The following is a 17,195-nucleotide window of genomic DNA, read 5'->3' as shown; positions in this document are numbered from 1 at the left end:
TCAGGCTCCGGGCTCGCCCTCCCAGTAGTCGACGGCCTCCCTCGTGCGGCCGATGGTGCGGAACTCGGTGCGGCCGCCGGTAGGGGCGCGCGTCTTGGCGAGGAATTTGCCGGAATCGGGATATTCGCAGATCTCCGTCGCCGCCATGGACGAGATGGAGAGGTATTTCAGCGGCACGGTGCCGGTGTTGAGGATCTGGTGCGCCGTCTCCGGTCCGCCGGCCGGCGCGCCCAGCACGTCGCCGGGGCCGATCAGCCGCCGTTCGTCGCCATAGCGATAGGTGCCGTGGCCTTCGAGGATGACGAACAGCTCTTCCTCGACATGGTGGCAATGGAAGGGACAGCCGGACTTGCCGGGTGGCACCTCGCCATAGCCGATGCCGAGGGCCGTCAGGCCGAGGAGGGCGCCGAAGGCCGTGTCGCGGGATTCATAGAGCGTGCCTTGCGTCCAGTGCTCGAGCGTCAGCTTGGCAAGGTTGACGATCGGCGGGTTGTGCGCGTTCATCGGGCTGTCTCCTCGTGTCGGGCACGTATCGTTCGCATTTTGTTCCGATGTGTCAAGCCCGCGGCGCGCGGTGGGCCGGCGTGCCGGGGCACCGAAATCGCCGCAGGCGGCGGAAAATGCTTGCCAAGCTCCGTCCGTCGTGGTTTGACCGCCGCCTCTGCCCGCTGATGCGTGGCCTGCCTCCAATTTTCAGGTGATTCATGGCCGACACCGATAATCCCCATCTCCTCATCGTCGAGGCGCGCTTCTACGACGACATGGCCGATGCGATGCTCGACGGCGCCAAGCATGCGCTCGATGCCGCCGGCGCCACCTACGATATCGTGACCGTCATGGGCGCGCTCGAAATCCCCGCCGCCATCTCCATGGCCCTCGACGGCATGGAAAACGGCGGCACCTGGTATGACGGCTTCGTCGCGCTCGGCATGGTCATCCGCGGCGAGACCTACCATTTCGACATCGTCGCCAACGAATCGAGCCGTGCCCTGATGGACCTGTCCGTCAGCGAGGCCCTGCCGATCGGCAACGGCATCCTGACGGTCGAGAACGACGAGCAGGGCTGGGCGCGCGCCCGCCGCACGGAAGGCGACAAGGGCGGCTTTGCGGCCCGCGCGGCGCTCACCATGATCGATCTGAAGAAGAAACTGGGCGGCGAACAGTGACGACGGACAGGGACCAGCAGCCGGTGAAGCCGGCCAACCAGCGCGGCGCGGCGCGTCTTGCCGCCGTACAGGCGCTCTACCAGATGGATATCGGCGGCACCGGCGTCCTGGAGATCGTCGCCGAATACGAGATGCATCGCCTCGGCCAGGAGCTGGACGGCGACACCTACCTGAAGGCGGATGCCTCCTGGTTCCGCTCCATCGTCTCGGGCGTCGTGCGCGACCAGCGCCTGCTCGACCCGATGATCGGCGCGGCGCTGCAGGACGACTGGGCGCTGTCCCGGCTCGATTCCACCGTGCGCGCCATCCTGCGCGCCGGCACCTTCGAACTGAAGGAGCGCAAGGACGTGCCGGTCGCCGTGATCGTCACGGAATATGTCGAGATCGCCAAGGCGTTCTTCGAGGATGACGAGCCGAAGCTGGTGAATGCGGTGCTCGACCGCATCGCCAGGCAGCTTCGGCCGGACACACGCAAGTAGGTTGGCAGGGTGACATGAGCACGGGCACGGTCGAAGGTCTTGAACACGAACTTTCGGCTGCGCGCCGCAACGTCTTCCTCCTGACGATTGCGCAGGCCTTGCTGGCTTCGGCCGGGCCGATCGTCTTCTCCATCGGCGGCCTTGCCGGCTACAACCTGCTCGGCGCGGACAAGTCGCTCGCCACCGCGCCGCTGACCGGCTTCAATGTCGGCGTGGCGCTCGGCGCCGTGCTCGTCGCCATCGCGGCCCGCATGCTCGGGCGCACCTATGGCTTCATCGTCGGCGCGCTCGTCGGCGCGGGGGGCGGCCTCTTGGCCGCCATCGCGCTGTTTCGCGGCGATTTCTGGCTCTTCGCCGTCGGCTTCGTGCTCGTCGGCATTTCCAGCGGCTTTGCCCAGAAGATCCGCTTCGCGGCGGCCGATGCCTCGCCGTCCTTCTACAAGCCGCGCGCCATTTCCTGGATTCTCGCCGGCGGCGTCATCTCCGCCGTGCTCGGACCCCAGGTGGTCATCCTCACCAAGGACCTGTTCGAGCCGGTGCTGTTTGCCGGTGCCTTCGTGGCGCTGGCCCCGCTCTGCCTTGCCGCCATCGGCCTCTTCCTGTTCCTGCGCCTGCCGGACCACAAGGCGGCGGCCGTCGCGACGGGGGAGGCGACGCGGCCGCTCGGCGAGATCGTGCTGACCCAGCGGTTCATGACGGGCATGATCTGCGGCATATCCTCCTACGCCCTGATGACCTTCATGATGACCGGCGCGCCGCTGGCCATGGTCATCGGCTGCGGCTTCTCGCCCGAGCTGGCGACGCTCGGCATCCAGTGGCATGTGCTCGCCATGTTCGCGCCGAGCTTCTTCACGGGCATGCTGATCCAGCGCTTCGGCACGGAAAAGGTCGTCGCCGCCGGCCTCCTCATCCTCATGGCCTGCGCGGCGGTCGCCCATGCCGGCCTCGAACTCTGGAATTTCTGGGGCGCGCTGATCCTGCTCGGCGTCGGCTGGAACTTCGGCTTCATCGGCGCCACCGCCATCGTCGCCTCCAGCTACAAGCCGCACGAGGCCGACAAGGTGCAGGGGTTCCACGACATCATCCTCTTCGGCACGGTGGCGCTCGCCTCCTTCTCCTCCGGCAAGGTGTTCAACGCCTATGGCTGGCAGACGATCAACCTGATGTTCTGGCCGATCACCGGGGTGAGCCTCGTGCTCGTGCTTCTCCTGCTTTTGCGCAGCCGCCGCGCGGCTGCCTGAGCCCGTCCGCCGTCCGACGTCGAAAAATCCAGCGCAGCGCGCCGCTTGCCGCAGTGCAGCGGCTTGACGCAACCGATTCGCAAACGCACTCTGGCCCCGCGCCGGCTCCCGTCTTGTGAGGAGGCAAGCGGGAGCGGACGCATATCGGCTGCGGGGAGAGGACCCCGCGGCCTCCAAGGAGGACAGAGCGAAATGACCATATTGTTGGGCGTTATCGCATGCGGGTTGCTCTCGGTGGTCTATGCCATCTGGGCGACACGGTCGGTGCTTGCCGCCGATCAGGGGAATGCCCGCATGCAGGAAATTGCAGGTTATATCCGGGAAGGGGCGCAGGCCTATCTCACCCGGCAGTACAAGACCATTGCCATCGTCGGGGTCGTCGTCTTCGTCGGCACCTGGCTGCTGCTTTCCGCTACGGCTGCCATCGGGTTCCTGATCGGCGCCGTGCTCTCGGGTGCCGCCGGTTTCATCGGCATGCATGTGTCCGTCCGCGCCAATGTGCGCACGGCGCAGGCCGCATCCGTCAGCCTGTCCTCCGGCCTCGACATCGCCTTCAAGTCGGGTGCGATCACCGGCATGCTTGTCGCCGGTCTCGCGCTGCTCGGCGTGTCGATCTACTATTGGGTCCTCACCGGCCTGCTCGGTCAGGAGCCGGCCTCGCGTGAGGTCATCGACGCGCTCGTCGCGCTCGGCTTCGGCGCCTCGCTGATCTCCATCTTCGCCCGTCTCGGCGGCGGCATCTTCACCAAGGGTGCGGATGTCGGCGGCGACCTCGTCGGCAAGGTGGAAGCCGGCATTCCCGAAGACGACCCGCGCAACCCGGCCACCATCGCCGACAATGTCGGCGACAATGTCGGCGATTGCGCCGGCATGGCCGCCGACCTCTTCGAGACCTATGCGGTGACCGTCGTCGCCACCATGGTCCTCGCGGCGATCTTCTTTGCCGGCACGCCGGTTCTTTCCAGCGTGATGATCTATCCGCTGGCGATCTGCGGCGCCTGCATCATCACCTCGATCGTCGGCGCCTTCTTCGTCAAGCTCGGCACGAACGGCTCCATCATGGGCGCGCTCTACAAGGGCCTCATCGTGACGGGCCTCTTGTCGATCGTCGGCCTTGCCGCCGCCACCTCGCTCACCATCGGCTGGGGGGCCATCGGCACGGTCGCGGGCGCGGAGATCACGGGAACGAACCTCTTCATCTGCGGCCTTCTCGGCCTCGTGGTGACGGCGCTCATCGTGGTGATCACCGAATACTATACGGGCACCAACAAGCGCCCGGTGAACTCCATCGCGCAGGCCTCCGTCACCGGCCACGGCACCAACGTCATCCAGGGCCTCGCGGTCTCGCTGGAATCGACCGCGCTGCCGGCCATCGTCATCGTCGGCGGCATCATCGCGACCTACCAGCTGGCCGGTCTCTTCGGCACCGGCATCGCCGTCACCGCCATGCTCGGCATTGCCGGCATGATCGTGGCGCTCGACGCCTTCGGCCCGGTCACCGACAATGCCGGCGGCATCGCCGAGATGTCGCACCTGCCGCCGGAAGTGCGCAAGTCGACCGACGCGCTCGACGCGGTCGGCAACACGACGAAGGCCGTCACCAAGGGCTATGCGATCGGTTCCGCCGGTCTCGGCGCGCTGGTGCTCTTCGCCGCCTATTCGAACGACCTTGCCTACTTCGCCGCGAACGGGGACAAGTATCCCTACTTCGCCGGCATCGGCACGATCTCCTTCGACCTTTCCAACCCCTATGTCGTCGCCGGCCTGATCTTCGGCGGCCTCATCCCCTATCTCTTCGGCGGCATCGCCATGACGGCCGTCGGCCGTGCGGCGGGCTCCATCGTCGAGGAGGTGCGCCGGCAGTTCCGCGAGAAGCCGGGCATCATGGCAAGCACCGAACGGCCGGACTACGGGCGCGCGGTGGACATCCTCACCAAGGCGGCGATCCGCGAGATGGTCGTGCCCTCGCTGCTTCCGGTGCTGGCGCCGCTCGTCGTCTATTTCGGCGTGCTGCTCATCTCCGGCTCCAAGGCCTCGGCCTTTGCCGCGCTCGGTGCCTCGCTGCTCGGCGTCATCGTCAACGGCCTCTTCGTGGCGATTTCCATGACCTCCGGTGGCGGGGCTTGGGACAATGCCAAGAAGAGCTTCGAGGACGGCTTCGTCGACAAGGACGGCACCCGCCACCTGAAAGGCTCGGAAGCCCACAAGGCCTCCGTCACCGGCGACACCGTGGGCGATCCCTACAAGGACACGGCAGGCCCGGCGGTCAACCCGGCGATCAAGATCACCAATATCGTGGCGCTGCTGCTGCTGGCCATCCTCGCCTGACCGGCACCGCCGGTCGGCAGGCAAAAAGAAACCGCGGGGAGCGATCCCCGCGGTTTCTTGTTTCCGGGAGTGGCCGGAGGCCCCTTACTTCGGGCCGCCGCCGCCGAAGATGTTCTGGATCGCCGCGCCCGGCGCACCGCCCGAGCCGCGTAGCAGCTGTCCGAGGAAGGTGAGCTCCACGCCGCCGGTCGGCGTGACGCGGGAGATCAGGTCGAAGACGCGGCCGTCCTTCAGCGTGTAGTGCGCAAGGCGCTCGACCACGCCGTCCTTGTCGAAATAGACGGCGAGAACGCTCTGCTCGACGACCTTCGGCTTCATGAAGGCGACGGGGCGGGTGCGCTTCTGAGAGATGTAGTAGAAGACCTCGTTGTCGAAGGTCGCGGTCGCGGACGGCGAGCCGAGCGAGAGCAGGACCTGCTCGCGCGAGGAGCCGACCGGTGCCAGCGCCAGAGTTTCCTGGTCGACGACATACCCCTGGTGCAGCACTTCGCCGGGACCCTGGCAGCCTGCGAGAACGGAGGAGGAAAGCGCGATGGCAATGGCGGCGTTACGCAACAGCTTCATGTTCAGAGCATCTCTCTTCAACAACATCCCCGGGACTGTGATGGCCGCGCAGCCATTGCAATTCATGCCTGCTTCGGTAAACCAGCTTCGACCGTCATGCAACATGACTTGCGACGGCTCCATGGTTTGAATCGGGCAAAACTAGGCTTTATGATGATTTTCGGCCTGTTCGGCAAAAAAAACGGCAACCGGCGTATTGTCGAAAGGCAGTACGCGACGCTGACACAGGCGGCGCGCCATCCCTATCTCTATGAAGCGCTTGATGTTCCTGACACGGTGATGGGGCGCTTCGAGATGCTCTCGGCAATGCTGATCCTCTACTTCCGGCGCACCCGCGCAAGCGGCACGTCCGGCCAGGAGATCGCCCAGGAGATCGTCGATGCCTTCTTCGAGGACGTCGACCATTCGATTCGCGAGCTCGGGGTCGGCGATGTCGGCGTGCCGAAGCGCATGAAGAAGTTCGCCGGCATGTTCTACGGCCGGCTGGAATCCTACGCGGCGGCGCTCGATTCCGGCGACCGGGACGGGCTTGCGAATGCGCTCCGGCGCAATATCTATCCCGAAGCGGGTGAAGGCGCGCCCTCCATGGCGGGGCTAGCCTCCTATCTCTTTGCCGCCGAACAGGCGATGATGGCTGTCGGCGAGGATGCGATCGCGGTCGGCGCGCTGGCCGTGGCGGAACCCGGTCATGAAGGACACACCCTAGGGCGGTGAAAAGGACGAGAATGACGAAAGACGACGACACGCCGTTTTCCTATCCGGTCAAGGTGGGGCATATCTCCGGCAACCCGGTCGAGGTGACGCTGAGTGCCGATGCCGAGGAGCGCGCGGGGCTGGCGAAACTCTGGTCCGTGCTGGAGGTGAAGACGCTGTCCGCCACCTTCCAGGTCATGCGCTGGAAGCGCGACGGCGTGCGGCTCAAGGGCCACGTCGAGGCGGACATCGTGCAGGCCTGCGTGGTGACGCTCGATCCGGTGGAGGCGCATATCGACGAGCCGGTCGAGGTCGTCTTCGTGCCGGAAGGCTCCAAGCTGGCGCGGCTTCCGGCCGCGACCGAGACCGGCGAGATGCTGCTCGATCCGGACGGCCCGGATGCCCCGGAGGTCTTTACGGGCGACACGATCGATGCCGGCGTGGTCGCCGCCGAACATGTGGCGCTCGCCATCGATCCCTATCCGCGCAAGTCCGGTGCGGGCTTTTCCGGCCATATCGAAAGCACCGACGCGGACGACAAAAAACCGTCGCCTTTTGCCGTTCTGAAGGACTGGAAAAAAGACTGAACGGCTCCTGAGACGCCCGATAATTCAGTTGTGCCCCCGGCGAAAAGCGGTATTTTGACCGAATTCCGCCGCGGCAGCCTTCTGCCCCTGGAAAACAAGAATTAAGGCAAGACACGCGTGGTCAGAATTTCCGTCGACGTCATGGGTGGCGATTTCGGCCCCAAGGTCGCTATCCCGGGCGCAGCCAAGGCTCTCGAGCGTCATCCCGACATCCGCTTCGTGCTTTTTGGCAACGCCGCCGAATGCGAGCCGTTCCTGGCGCAGCATCCGAAACTGAAGGCCGCCAGCACCTTCCACCATTGCGACGTCGCCGTCGCCATGGACGAGAAGCCGAGCCAGGCGCTGCGCCGCGGCCGCGGCAAGTCCTCCATGTGGCAGGCGATCGACGCCGTTGCCAAGAACGAGGCCGATGTCGCCGTTTCCGCAGGCAATACCGGCGCGCTGATGGCCATGTCGAAATTCTGCCTGCGCATGATGGCCAATATCGAGCGCCCGGCGATCGCCGGCATCTGGCCGACCTTGAGGGGCGAGAGCATCGTGCTCGACATCGGCGCGACGATCGGCGCGGATGCGAACCAGCTCTTCGATTTCGCGCTGATGGGCGGCGCCATGGCGCGCGCCCTGTTCGAGATCGACAAGCCGACGCTGGGCCTGCTCAATGTCGGCGTCGAGGAGATCAAGGGCCAGGAAGAGGTGAAGGCCGCCGGCCAGCTCATCCGCGAGGCCAATTTCGACACGATTGACTATTACGGCTTCGTCGAGGGCGACGATATCGGTCGCGGCACGGTGGACGTGGTGGTCACGGAAGGTTTTGCCGGCAACATCGCACTGAAGGCGGCGGAAGGCACGGCGCGGCAGATCGCCGAATACCTGCGCGCCGCCATGTCGCGCACCTGGATGGCCAAGCTCGGCTACATCCTTGCCAAGAGCGCCTTCGACCGGGTGCGCGAGAAGATGGATCCGCGCAAGGTGAACGGCGGCGTGTTCCTCGGCCTCAACGGCATCGTCATCAAGAGCCATGGCGGCACGGATGCCGAGGGCTTCGCGGCCGCCGTCGATGTCGGCTACGACATGGCCCGCAACGGCCTCAAGGACAAGATCGAAAGAGATTTGCAGAAGTATCATGCCGGCCGCCCCGTCGAAGGGGCCGCCCAGGGCATGACCGACGAGGTATAGAATGATTCGTTCAGTGGTCCGCGGTTTCGGAGCGGCGCTTCCGAAGCGGGTTCTCACCAATGCCGAACTGGAAAGCATGGTCGACACGTCCGACGAGTGGATCGTGCAGCGCACCGGCATCCACCAGCGCTACATCGCCGGGGAGGGCGAGACGACCGCATCGCTCGGCGAGGCCGCCGCGCGCGCCGCGCTCGACAAGGCGGGCCTGACGGCCGCCGATATCGACGTCATCATCGTTGCCACCTCGACGCCGGACAACACCTTCCCGGCGACCGCCGTCAACATCCAGAACCGCCTCGGCATGCACCATGGCTTCGCCTTCGACGTGCAGGCCGTCTGTTCCGGCTTCGTCTATGCGGTGACGACCGCCGACGCCTATATCCGCGGCGGCCTTGCCAAACGCGTGCTCGTCATCGGCGCGGAAACCTTCTCGCGCATCCTCGACTGGACCGACCGCACGACCTGCGTGCTCTTCGGCGACGGCGCCGGCGCCATCGTGCTGGAAGCCGCGGACGGGGCGGGAACCAACCAGGACCGTGGCGTCCTGACGGCGCAGCTGCGTTCCGACGGCGCTCATCGCGAAAAGCTCTATGTCGACGGCGGCCCGTCCACCACGGGCACGGTCGGCCATCTGCGCATGGAGGGCCGCGAGGTCTTCAAGCATGCGGTCGGCATGATCACCGACGTGATCGTCTCGGCCTTCGACGCCACCGGCTTTGCCGCCGAGGACATCGACTGGCTGGTGCCGCATCAGGCGAACAAGCGCATCATCGACGGTTCGGCCAGGAAGCTCGGCATTCCGCTCGAAAAAGTCGTCGTCACCGTCGACCTGCACGGCAACACCTCTGCCGCCTCTATCCCGCTGGCGCTGGCCGCGGCGGCGGGCGACGGCCGAATCAAGGAGGGCGACCTCGTGCTGCTGGAGGCCATGGGCGGCGGCTTCACCTGGGGCGCGGTGCTGCTGCGCTGGTAGCCATTTCCACGCGCCCGCCCATTGGGAGAGGGCGGCTTTCGGCAAAGGGGACGCGGGAAAGGGCCGGCTCCGGCCCCCCTTTGCCATGCGGGAACGCCGGCCGGCCGCGGGTGAAACGGTCTCTCCCGCATCAGGGCGCAGGGCCGCTTGACCCGCAGGGGCAAGGACAATACTCTTCCGCCACTTAACCATAGGCTTTCAATGGGAAATCGGTGAGGAACGATGAGCGGCAAGACGGTGACACGCGCAGATTTGGCCGAATCGGTTTTTCGGAAGGTCGGCCTTTCGAGGACCGAATCCGCAGAGCTTGTCGAAACCGTGATCGACGAGATCTGCAATGCCATCGTGCGGGGTGAGAGCGTGAAACTCTCCTCCTTCGCCACCTTCCAGGTGCGCGACAAGAACGAGCGCATCGGCCGCAACCCGAAGACCGGCGAGGAAGTGCCGATCTCGCCGCGACGGGTGATGACCTTCAAGGCGTCCAACGTGCTCAAGCAGCGGGTGCTGAAGGCCCATCTCGCGCGCAAGGCGAAACAGAAGCCGGCTTCGCCCGCTTCCTGAGCGATTTTCTGCCTATAGCCGGCGATTCGGCAATTTGAAACTTGAATATCGTCCGGCAACCCGCTGAAATGAATACGATTCGGCAGCGCCTTTCGCTGGCCGTGCGCGCGCTTTCATCGAGGGTAGAATGGACAAGAGTCCGGATGCTTTCCGCACCATCAGCGAGGTTGCCGACGATCTCGACCTGCCGCAGCATGTGCTGCGTTTCTGGGAGACGCGTTTCACGCAGATCAAGCCGATGAAGCGCGGCGGCGGGCGCCGCTACTATCGGCCCGAGGACGTGGATCTCTTGAAGGGCATCCGCCATCTTCTCTACGACCACGGCTACACGATCAAGGGCGTGCAGAAGCTCCTGAAGGTCAACGGCAACCGCTTCGTCGCCGCCATCGCCAGCGGGGACCTTGCCACCGTCGAGGCGCTGGCTGCCGCCAGCCACGAGGAGCCGACCCCGCCGAAGGCCGGCAGCGACGAGGACCAGATCGTCGGCCGCGCCAAGGCGCCGGCCAGCCGTCGCTTCTTCTCCTTCGTCGGCGGCGGCGACGAAACGCCGGAAATCTCGATCGGCAAGACCAGCGTCGGCAAGGAAGACCGCGCGCTCCTGCAGGAAGCGCTCTACGATCTCCTGGAATGCAAGCGTCTGCTCGACCAGGTGCGCTGAGCCTTTTCCGGGCGCCCAGCGCGTCCTGGTCGCCGGCCGCCCATTGCCGGGCAACCCGGCCCAAGCGATCCAGCATCCGCCGGCGCCGTCATGCTGCAGGTTCGGTCCGCTCCATCCGCATCCGGGCAGCATGCTTCACCGCCATGAAGGGGCTGCGTCAATCCCGCTGCTGCATCGGCTCCCAGCCGCGCACGAAGCCGCGCCCCATCGCCGAGCGGGTCAGTTCGAGCTGGCGCCGCAGATGCGCGCAATCGGCCAGCAGCGTCGCGATCGTCGCGCGCGCATCGCCGTCATGCCAGGCAAGGGCGGCGCATACGGCATCGTCCTCCTTCGGTTCAGTCTGTGCTTCGTACTCGGGAAGCGGTCGCACGTCGGCATTCTCCTGTGGTGCCACAGAAAATCGGGGATTTCCGGGATCGAGATAAGCAGGCCTTCGCCTTTGTTCCTATTATGTTCTCATGCGCCGCAGAGTCAAGCGCGCGAAACGGAGTGGCAGAAGGAAAAGGCCCCGCACGGTGGCGGGGCAAACAAGCGTCACGCTTGGCTCTCAGTGACGCGGGGGAGTGCTCGCAAATGACAAGCGAGCAGAGGCATCCTACGACTTTCGTCTAATTCGGGGGAAGGTCTGATTCGGCGTTTCCGGTACGGTTGCGAAAAAAATTGCACTTTTCGGTGGCTGCAGCCCACGACGGGCTGGAACTCCGCCCGCCCGCTTGATCCGGGGCGTGCCACCAAGTCCTGGGCGTTTGAACGCCCGCAACGTCCTGCCAGCAAGACAATTCCCCACTTTCGTTCCCGCCTTTGATTTTTGGGCTTGCATCCAAATGCCCGAGACTATAGGGGTTTGCGCGGTCCGGAATGTAGCGCAGCCCGGTAGCGCACTTGACTGGGGGTCAAGGGGTCGTGGGTTCGAATCCCGCCATTCCGACCATTAAAATCAAAGACTTAGATACCGGTACGTCTTCTGGCTACAAAAATTGTAGCCATATTGTAGCCAATAGCAGGGCAGGGCGCTTCAATGCGTCGGGTTCGCCGCTGCAGCCAGACCGCCCTCATGCCGACTCGCAGCTTCGGCTTCTTCCTCTTCTTGTATTTCCCGTTCTGCCTGGAGCCAGTGCCCCAGCGATCGGCCGTCGAGCGAACCTTCGCGCTGCCAGAGTTCGAAGGCGCGCGCCTTGATCCGCCTTTCGCGTTCGTCGTCCATGATCAGCCCAGCCCGAAGAACGACAGGACGGCGATCACGACCACGACCAAGCCGACGAGATAGATGATGTTGTTCATTGTGCGTCTCCTTTTCCGTTTGGGGTCAAACGTGCCCGCCTCTGTTCTTGTTCCTGCTCGGTTGGAACCACCGCGATCCGTAGTCGTTCCTCATGCCCCACAGGAGATCACGCAATGGCGATTGAGAACGCACCCACCGAGAAGGGCAAAGATGGCGCAAGAGGCCTCCACAAGGCTACACGGGCCGAGGAGCGCAAGGTTGAGGCTGAGAAGGGCTCGGACCTCGCGAAGGGCGCCGATCGCTTTGACGAGCGCTCCAGGAGCTCTGACGGCAAGAGCGCCGGTGAAAAGCAGCGGTAAGTAAATCGTCTGACCAGCAACACGCCGTATATTCAACATCTAATATAGATAGAAAGCAAGTACACTGCTCGCCTTGCAATTGTCACGCTATAGGCGCACAATTGCATCACTGACAGCCGATTACCAGGGCGCTGTCGGCGGTAAGGTGACTCCTTTCGCCCTGAACAAGGAAGGGAGCTCGCCATGGATCTCCCGCATTTATTACCTCAAGCCGGAATATTTGAGCCGGACGATCTTGCTGTTATGCGAGATGTCGTCGCACGGCTGAAAAGGCATGCGGACCACGACATCGATGCGATTGCCCTTACCGTAATCCGCCTTTTCCGGGAGGAGCCCGGCGATGCTGAGCACCTTTGGAACCGGTGTCGGTCCATCGTGAGCTGACCGCGGCTTGCGCGGTAAGGCACCTGGAGAAAAACAAAGCCGCTCGCCTTTTCAGGCGAGCGGCTCCGTGCACGGCGCTGCGGCAATGGGCTGCAACCGGTTGGTGGCCGCGCATAAACCAGCGATACTACATCGTGGAATGGTCGGCCAGCCGGCCGCGAATCTGGGAGCGGTGGTGCCCGGCTGGCCTGTGGTGTGAAAAGGCCGCGCGTCACCAAGCGAGGAGCTGCAGCGCGCGGCACCGCCCCGACCGGACATGACTACGGTCGGGGCGAAAACTTGTGGCCCGCCCCGGACTCGAACCGGGATCCTCCAGGATAGAAAGCCGGTGCGCCATCCAGTTGCGCCAGCGGGCCGGGAGGTCAGAAGCTCCCGCCTCTGTATGGATCGGGACGGCGCTTCCAGCGCGGCTCCTGGATCTCGGCAGGCGCCTCACTCTTCGGCGGTTCTATCGAAAACCGGATGCTCTCGACGTTATCCCTGAGCCACTGCTCGCTCACCGTGAGGATCCGCTTGCCGTCAGCCATTAGATCGACGCCGGGCAACTCGGGCCAGAACTTGCCGGCCGTGAAGACTGTGCCGCTCTTCAACCGGGACGATCGTGCCGGGTTCGTAAAGGTCCAAGTAGGTCACGCAAAATACTCCGCGTGGCAGCCGGCATAGGGCTCGTTCAGGTCGTGGTCGGTTTCCTCTTCCCGCTCGTCGTCCTCGATGTCTGGATCGCCATCAGCGGCGTCGAGGAGGGCGATTAGCACGTCGATGGCCTTTTCAATCTGATGGCGCTGGATGTTCATGCTGCGTCCTCGAGCAGGCTCGACACGTAGAAGTCCAGCCGCATCGCCTCGGTATCGGCGCTTGTCATTGCGGCCAGACCGCGTAAGGCGCGCATCAGCAAGTTTTCTGCAGCCTTGGGATCATCGCCATCCGTCATCCAGTAGATCGCGCCGGCGATCCGAAGCATGACATCATTTGTGTCTACCGCATCCAGCGCTTCGGCCTTTTTTAGTTCGTGGGCAGGACCGTGGTAGAACGACGAAAGGTCGCCCTTTCCAGCCGTGGCCTTGTCCGCTCCGTCCAGTGCCGCCACCGCAGCGCGCCAGCGGTCATAGGCCGTCTTATGGCGGGGAATGTCCGCGCCGACGATCCGCAGCACTGAAGTGGCGCGCGTCGACGGCTGTGGAAGCGCGCGCCAGTCACCGCCCTTGAAGTGGTAATGCTGAGTGAACGTATTGCAGGGCGTCCACTCCCGGTCGGCATAGTTGTCACCGTAGAGCTCGATCCGGAGGATGCGAGCCTCCATGTGAAGCCATTGGAGGTAGGCCTCGCTGAGGTCGGCTGGTGACGGTTCATTAACTGTGTTTCGTTTCGGCATGGGACACCTCGTTGCGGGCTAGCGATTTTCGATATACATAGCGATAAACGATGATTTTCGCCAAGGCAAGCGAAAATCGCTAGCTCTATCTATTTTTCCCGTAACGTGGTATCTCTTGAATATGTTGACACCCTCTCAGTGCCGCGCAGCCAGAGCGCTATTAGACTGGTCACAGCAGCAGCTTGCCGTTCAGTCCAAAATCGGCAATGCGACGATCCGTAACTTTGAGAGCGGCAGGTCCGCTCCCCAACACGCAACGCTGGACGTTCTCAGAAGATGCTTTGAAACGGCCGGCGTCATCTTCATCGACCAGAACGGCAACGGCCCTGGCGTGCGTCTGAGGGATCGGCAGGAGTAGCGTAGTCGCCATGCCGAACATCGTTGACGATATGGTGTACTTTCTGGAACGGCAGGAAGACGGCAAATTTCATATCGAAGGCGAGTACGCTCTGTCTGATTTGCGTAACACCGTTCCTGGTTTCGGCGACCGGATTACTCTTACGATTGATGGTGTTGGCACGTCGATCGCGGAAGTAGTAGGACGCTACTTCGTGCGGCACATCGAGGAGGCTTCAGATTCGGAATGGATCGCTTGGTTCATCATCGTCCAATCGATCGAACCGCAGGAGGCCGACGATCTTTTCGATGTCATCTCCGTGCGCTACACCAATTTTGTAAGGGCCAGCCCGCCTGGCCAGCCGCCTCCAGTCTACGAGCCCGTCGCTCCACCGAAGCTCCCGAAGTCCAAGCGCATCAGCCACAAAATGAAGGACCCGGATTTCTGGACGCCGGAGCGCAAGGAGGCGATGCGAAAGAAGCGGGAAGCGAGGCTAGCCAGGATGGCGAAGTTGGGCATTCCCGACTCGGATTGACATCCATCCCCCTGAAATCACTCGGTGCAAAATTGCGTTGAGCGGTATGCGCAAATCTGCGCATACCGTCGAATCCTTCCGCGACAAGCGCGTCATCAACAGGCGCAATAGGCAACATTCGAGGATCGACAGTCGAGTTGTATTGAAGCATTTTTCCCGAGAGAGGAGAAGTCATGCTTCAGAAGACCGGGTACTGCATCGCTATTCTCATTCTGTCTGCCGCCTGCTTCTGGGCGGTCGGACAGTGGTACTAGAGTCGGGACTGGTCCTCGACAACCCTGCATCGCGGTGCGATGATGGCGCGACCTAAAGGGAGGGGATGATGGGCGCCAGGATCACCGGGACGGCCTCTGCATTTTTGCTGGTCGGCATGACGGCCAGCGCTGCGGCTTGCACAGCTTACGAACGGGAGGTCTACGAAGTGGCGAAGGCTGTCGAGAGTTTCCGGGAAACGGCGCATTTCAGCGAGTACGGATGGTCATCCAAAGCTCCGTACAGCAAGTGGCTAAGTCGCATCCGGCAACTAAGCGACGACGAGGAGCAGGCGCGGAAGCTCATGATCTCCCACGGCTTCATTCCGATGGAAATCTACAGCGTCGCAGACGAATTCCGGACAGCCGGGGGCTTGGATGGTTTTTACAAGGACCGCGACAAGGATATCAAAAGCCTTCGATGTAAGTAAGAACAATCACGTTGCCGTAGGGGCATGCGCTTGCCCGTCCAACCCAGATAGACCATGCCCGCCAAACCCATCCTCATATACCGCCTAACGCCTGCTCAGATCGACCTCATCGATCGCTTGGCGACGAGCGACGGAATCGTCATGGACGGACTCGCCTACCCGGATTTGGTCGCCTATCAGGAGTTGGAGAAACTTGGTTTCGCCGAAATGCGCATCGAGCCCCGGAAGAAAATCAAGATCGCGATCACCGACCAAGGGCGTCAGGTGCGGGCGGCCAGGTACATCTCCAGCAAGCCGGTCGTTCGCCTTACTGGACCGCAATTCCTTGCAATGCGTTTCCTCGCTGAAAGGCCGCGATCCTACAACGACATCCCTGCCGAGATGAAGGATGTGGTCCGCCGCCTTCGGCTGCGTGGCTGGGCGACCATGGAGGAGGATGCAGAGGGGCGGTTTTGGACCGCGTTGACTGCTGAAGGATGGGAGATTGTGGATCTGCTGGACTAGAAACGTCTCGTATTCCCATGACGCAGATCAAACGGCGACACCCGCTGAACGTGTATGATTAGGCATTACCAGCGCGGGGGCCGGGAATGCACGATCTATCGGTTGATGTCTTTGCCGCCGGGGAGAAGCGTCTCCTGGCGATCGTTCCAGTGAAGGTTCGGGCTTCGGGCCAAGGCGGTCAGCCGGCAAGCGACGCCGAAATAATCGGAGAAGCAATGTGCGCCCTCCGCGAAACTCGGCGATTTTCGGACAGGGAAATCGAATCGTTCCGCTACAAGATTAATAGGACTACGCCTACGGCCGGTGACCCAGCCGATACCGACGCCCGGATAGATGCGGTGGTGGATTCGCCCAAAGAACGTGAGCCGGTCGAGGTTTATAGTCAGCGGCCTGGCCCCCACGCGGATCATGATGTTCATCGGGATCGATAATGGCGGGCCGACTGGCCGGAGTGGCATCGGTCCCCGAATACCCCCTCACGCGCCGTCCGGTTTTCCCCAGCCCAGCTTACGGCACAGCTCTTCACCCGCGCTGATCGCTTCCTTCTGGGTCTTGAAGGGGCCGGCCAAGTAGTGCGACTTGCCGCGGAATTCGACTAGGACGCCCTTGTTCAAAACGTCATAGACGATGTGCATGCCAGTTTCATACTTCATCAAATCACCTCCTGCCCTCAATACGGCTGGCAGCGTGATTGGATCAAATCAATCAGCTCGTTAACCCAAAGAATTGAGGTTAATCAGGATGCGGGCGTCGGCACGACCGGTTCCATCTTGACTCCTCCCAAAATGAGAACAAAATAGGAACATAGTCCGCCGAGCGGACCCAATTCCTATAGGTGCACCATGTCGACGAAAGCCGCTCCGCAGCAAGAAATAGACGCAGTCATCGAGGCCTACGGCGGCGACGCACGGGCCGCTGTGCGCGAATTGCTGGCCGATGCGGACTTCCTGCGCGATCAGCTCTACACAGCCTCTGCGCTCGTCTCTAAGGGTTACGCCCGTGGGTGGAGGCCTCAGTATGAACGGCCGTGATGCGTCACCGGCGCGGCATCGATATCACGGCTGGCAATCCGATGGATCCGGCGACGCTCACCGGCGTCAATGTCTATGTCAACAGTCGCCAGCATTCCGTCGCCTTCCAGGATATCCCCGAGTGGTATGAGCTCGGCGCTCGGTGCTTCCAGTGCAAGCACGCAGGATATCTCGATCGCTGGGAACTGGCGCGACGGTACGGGCGAACGCGCATGATCATCACTCTGGAGCGGAAGCTACGGTGCACGCGGTGCGGCAACCGGGAGGCCAATGATTTCGTGCTGGCGAAGATGGGGCGGGATTGATGCCCAAGAAGGAAAAGCTAGAGGCGTTTCGAGGCGCT

General features: G+C 63.1%; 24 protein-coding genes and 2 tRNA genes. 17 read left to right on the top strand and 9 right to left on the bottom strand.

All coding sequences use genetic code 11. The annotated features are described in order from the left end of the window. Positions 1-504: a cupin domain-containing protein gene (locus MUU56_RS03590; protein WP_244765922.1), complete on the bottom strand. Its 504-nt coding sequence runs from the start codon at positions 502-504 to the stop codon at positions 1-3. Positions 505-704: 200 nt separating this feature from the next. Here MUU56_RS03590 and ribH point away from each other — a divergent pair, with 200 nt between their 5' ends. The 4 genes from ribH to MUU56_RS03570 all read left to right on the top strand — a co-directional run bounded on the left by ribH (position 705) and on the right by MUU56_RS03570 (position 5,214). Further along, positions 705-1,166: a 6,7-dimethyl-8-ribityllumazine synthase gene (gene ribH, locus MUU56_RS03585; RefSeq protein WP_244765921.1), complete on the top strand. Its 462-nt coding sequence runs from the start codon at positions 705-707 to the stop codon at positions 1,164-1,166. Further along, positions 1,163-1,645, top strand: a complete 483-nt coding sequence (gene nusB, locus MUU56_RS03580; RefSeq protein ID WP_244765920.1) for a transcription antitermination factor NusB — start codon at positions 1,163-1,165, stop codon at positions 1,643-1,645. Before ribH ends, nusB begins: the two co-directional genes overlap by 4 nt. Before the next feature lie 14 nt (positions 1,646-1,659). Then, positions 1,660-2,886 carry an MFS transporter gene (locus MUU56_RS03575; protein WP_244765919.1) on the top strand — a complete coding sequence of 409 codons (1,227 nt, stop codon included), beginning with the start codon at positions 1,660-1,662 and terminating at the stop codon, positions 2,884-2,886. Between the two features lie 192 nt (positions 2,887-3,078). Then, positions 3,079-5,214 (top strand): sodium-translocating pyrophosphatase, encoded by a 2,136-nt coding sequence (locus tag MUU56_RS03570; protein ID WP_244765918.1) that lies wholly within the window; start codon positions 3,079-3,081, stop codon positions 5,212-5,214. Between the two features lie 84 nt (positions 5,215-5,298). Here the strand turns inward: MUU56_RS03570 and MUU56_RS03565 are convergent, their stop codons facing one another. After that, the gene (locus MUU56_RS03565) at positions 5,299-5,778 is read right to left on the bottom strand and encodes an outer membrane protein assembly factor BamE (RefSeq protein WP_244765917.1); all 480 of its coding nucleotides are present in this window, start codon (positions 5,776-5,778) and stop codon (positions 5,299-5,301) included. Between the two features lie 96 nt (positions 5,779-5,874). Here MUU56_RS03565 and MUU56_RS03560 point away from each other — a divergent pair, with 96 nt between their 5' ends. The 6 genes from MUU56_RS03560 to MUU56_RS03535 all read left to right on the top strand — a co-directional run bounded on the left by MUU56_RS03560 (position 5,875) and on the right by MUU56_RS03535 (position 10,426). After that, complete coding sequence (locus MUU56_RS03560) at positions 5,875-6,492, top strand: ubiquinol-cytochrome C chaperone family protein (protein ID WP_398431736.1); 618 nt, start codon at positions 5,875-5,877, stop codon at positions 6,490-6,492. A gap of 11 nt (positions 6,493-6,503) precedes the next feature. Further along, on the top strand, positions 6,504-7,058 hold the full coding sequence (locus MUU56_RS03555; protein WP_244765916.1) for a YceD family protein: 555 nt from the start codon (positions 6,504-6,506) through the stop codon (positions 7,056-7,058). Positions 7,059-7,175: 117 nt separating this feature from the next. Continuing rightward, positions 7,176-8,234, top strand: a complete 1,059-nt coding sequence (plsX, locus tag MUU56_RS03550) for a phosphate acyltransferase PlsX (RefSeq protein WP_244765915.1) — start codon at positions 7,176-7,178, stop codon at positions 8,232-8,234. Between the two features lies 1 nt (position 8,235). Continuing rightward, on the top strand, positions 8,236-9,207 hold the full coding sequence (locus MUU56_RS03545; protein ID WP_244765914.1) for a beta-ketoacyl-ACP synthase III: 972 nt from the start codon (positions 8,236-8,238) through the stop codon (positions 9,205-9,207). A 222-nt stretch (positions 9,208-9,429) separates the two neighbouring features. After that, complete coding sequence (locus MUU56_RS03540) at positions 9,430-9,768, top strand: integration host factor subunit alpha (RefSeq protein WP_064329714.1); 339 nt, start codon at positions 9,430-9,432, stop codon at positions 9,766-9,768. A gap of 127 nt (positions 9,769-9,895) precedes the next feature. Further along, a complete protein-coding gene (locus tag MUU56_RS03535; RefSeq protein WP_244765913.1) occupies positions 9,896-10,426 on the top strand; it encodes a MerR family transcriptional regulator in 531 nt (176 codons plus the stop codon). A 157-nt stretch (positions 10,427-10,583) separates the two neighbouring features. Here the strand turns inward: MUU56_RS03535 and MUU56_RS03530 are convergent, their stop codons facing one another. Continuing rightward, positions 10,584-10,796 carry a hypothetical protein gene (locus MUU56_RS03530; protein ID WP_133033291.1) on the bottom strand — a complete coding sequence of 71 codons (213 nt, stop codon included), beginning with the start codon at positions 10,794-10,796 and terminating at the stop codon, positions 10,584-10,586. Positions 10,797-11,280: 484 nt separating this feature from the next. Here MUU56_RS03530 and MUU56_RS03525 point away from each other — a divergent pair. Next, a tRNA-Pro gene (locus tag MUU56_RS03525) sits at positions 11,281-11,357 on the top strand. Positions 11,358-11,441: 84 nt separating this feature from the next. Here the strand turns inward: MUU56_RS03525 and MUU56_RS03520 are convergent. Next, positions 11,442-11,630 (bottom strand): DUF2934 domain-containing protein, encoded by a 189-nt coding sequence (locus tag MUU56_RS03520; RefSeq protein WP_244765912.1) that lies wholly within the window; start codon positions 11,628-11,630, stop codon positions 11,442-11,444. 191 nt (positions 11,631-11,821) lie between these two features. On the opposite strand from MUU56_RS03520, the gene MUU56_RS03515 reads away from it, so the two are divergent. After that, positions 11,822-12,007: a hypothetical protein gene (locus tag MUU56_RS03515; protein WP_244765911.1), complete on the top strand. Its 186-nt coding sequence runs from the start codon at positions 11,822-11,824 to the stop codon at positions 12,005-12,007. Between the two features lie 666 nt (positions 12,008-12,673). Here the strand turns inward: MUU56_RS03515 and MUU56_RS03510 are convergent. The 3 genes from MUU56_RS03510 to MUU56_RS03500 form a co-directional block, all read right to left on the bottom strand. Beyond that, positions 12,674-12,747: transfer RNA gene (locus MUU56_RS03510), tRNA-Arg, on the bottom strand. A gap of 273 nt (positions 12,748-13,020) precedes the next feature. Then, the gene (locus tag MUU56_RS03505; RefSeq protein WP_244765910.1) at positions 13,021-13,185 is read right to left on the bottom strand and encodes a hypothetical protein; all 165 of its coding nucleotides are present in this window, start codon (positions 13,183-13,185) and stop codon (positions 13,021-13,023) included. After that, positions 13,182-13,763: a hypothetical protein gene (locus MUU56_RS03500; protein WP_244765909.1), complete on the bottom strand. Its 582-nt coding sequence runs from the start codon at positions 13,761-13,763 to the stop codon at positions 13,182-13,184. The genes MUU56_RS03505 and MUU56_RS03500 overlap by 4 nt, the downstream gene beginning before the upstream one ends. A gap of 121 nt (positions 13,764-13,884) precedes the next feature. Here MUU56_RS03500 and MUU56_RS03495 point away from each other — a divergent pair, with 121 nt between their 5' ends. From MUU56_RS03495 to MUU56_RS03480, 4 genes are all read left to right on the top strand, one after another. After that, on the top strand, positions 13,885-14,121 hold the full coding sequence (locus MUU56_RS03495; RefSeq protein WP_244766008.1) for a helix-turn-helix domain-containing protein: 237 nt from the start codon (positions 13,885-13,887) through the stop codon (positions 14,119-14,121). 10 nt (positions 14,122-14,131) lie between these two features. Then, positions 14,132-14,635, top strand: a complete 504-nt coding sequence (locus tag MUU56_RS03490) for a hypothetical protein (protein WP_244765908.1) — start codon at positions 14,132-14,134, stop codon at positions 14,633-14,635. A gap of 322 nt (positions 14,636-14,957) precedes the next feature. Next, positions 14,958-15,317: a hypothetical protein gene (locus MUU56_RS03485; RefSeq protein ID WP_244765907.1), complete on the top strand. Its 360-nt coding sequence runs from the start codon at positions 14,958-14,960 to the stop codon at positions 15,315-15,317. 54 nt (positions 15,318-15,371) lie between these two features. Continuing rightward, positions 15,372-15,821: a hypothetical protein gene (locus MUU56_RS03480; RefSeq protein WP_244765906.1), complete on the top strand. Its 450-nt coding sequence runs from the start codon at positions 15,372-15,374 to the stop codon at positions 15,819-15,821. Between the two features lie 95 nt (positions 15,822-15,916). Here MUU56_RS03480 and MUU56_RS03475 read toward each other — a convergent pair whose 3' ends face one another. Together MUU56_RS03475 and MUU56_RS03470 are read right to left on the bottom strand one after the other, a co-directional pair. Next, complete coding sequence (locus MUU56_RS03475; protein ID WP_244765905.1) at positions 15,917-16,240, bottom strand: hypothetical protein; 324 nt, start codon at positions 16,238-16,240, stop codon at positions 15,917-15,919. 57 nt (positions 16,241-16,297) lie between these two features. Then, the gene (locus MUU56_RS03470; RefSeq protein WP_244765904.1) at positions 16,298-16,474 is read right to left on the bottom strand and encodes a hypothetical protein; all 177 of its coding nucleotides are present in this window, start codon (positions 16,472-16,474) and stop codon (positions 16,298-16,300) included. A 377-nt stretch (positions 16,475-16,851) separates the two neighbouring features. Between MUU56_RS03470 and MUU56_RS03465 the strand changes: the two genes are divergently transcribed. Continuing rightward, a complete protein-coding gene (locus MUU56_RS03465) occupies positions 16,852-17,157 on the top strand; it encodes a hypothetical protein (protein WP_244765903.1) in 306 nt (101 codons plus the stop codon). Positions 17,158-17,195 lie beyond the last annotated feature (38 nt).

The organism is Shinella yambaruensis, from assembly GCF_022899355.1.
In the GTDB taxonomy this organism is placed as follows: domain Bacteria; phylum Pseudomonadota; class Alphaproteobacteria; order Rhizobiales; family Rhizobiaceae; genus Shinella; species Shinella yambaruensis.
This window is presented reverse-complemented; position numbering and strand designations above follow the sequence as displayed.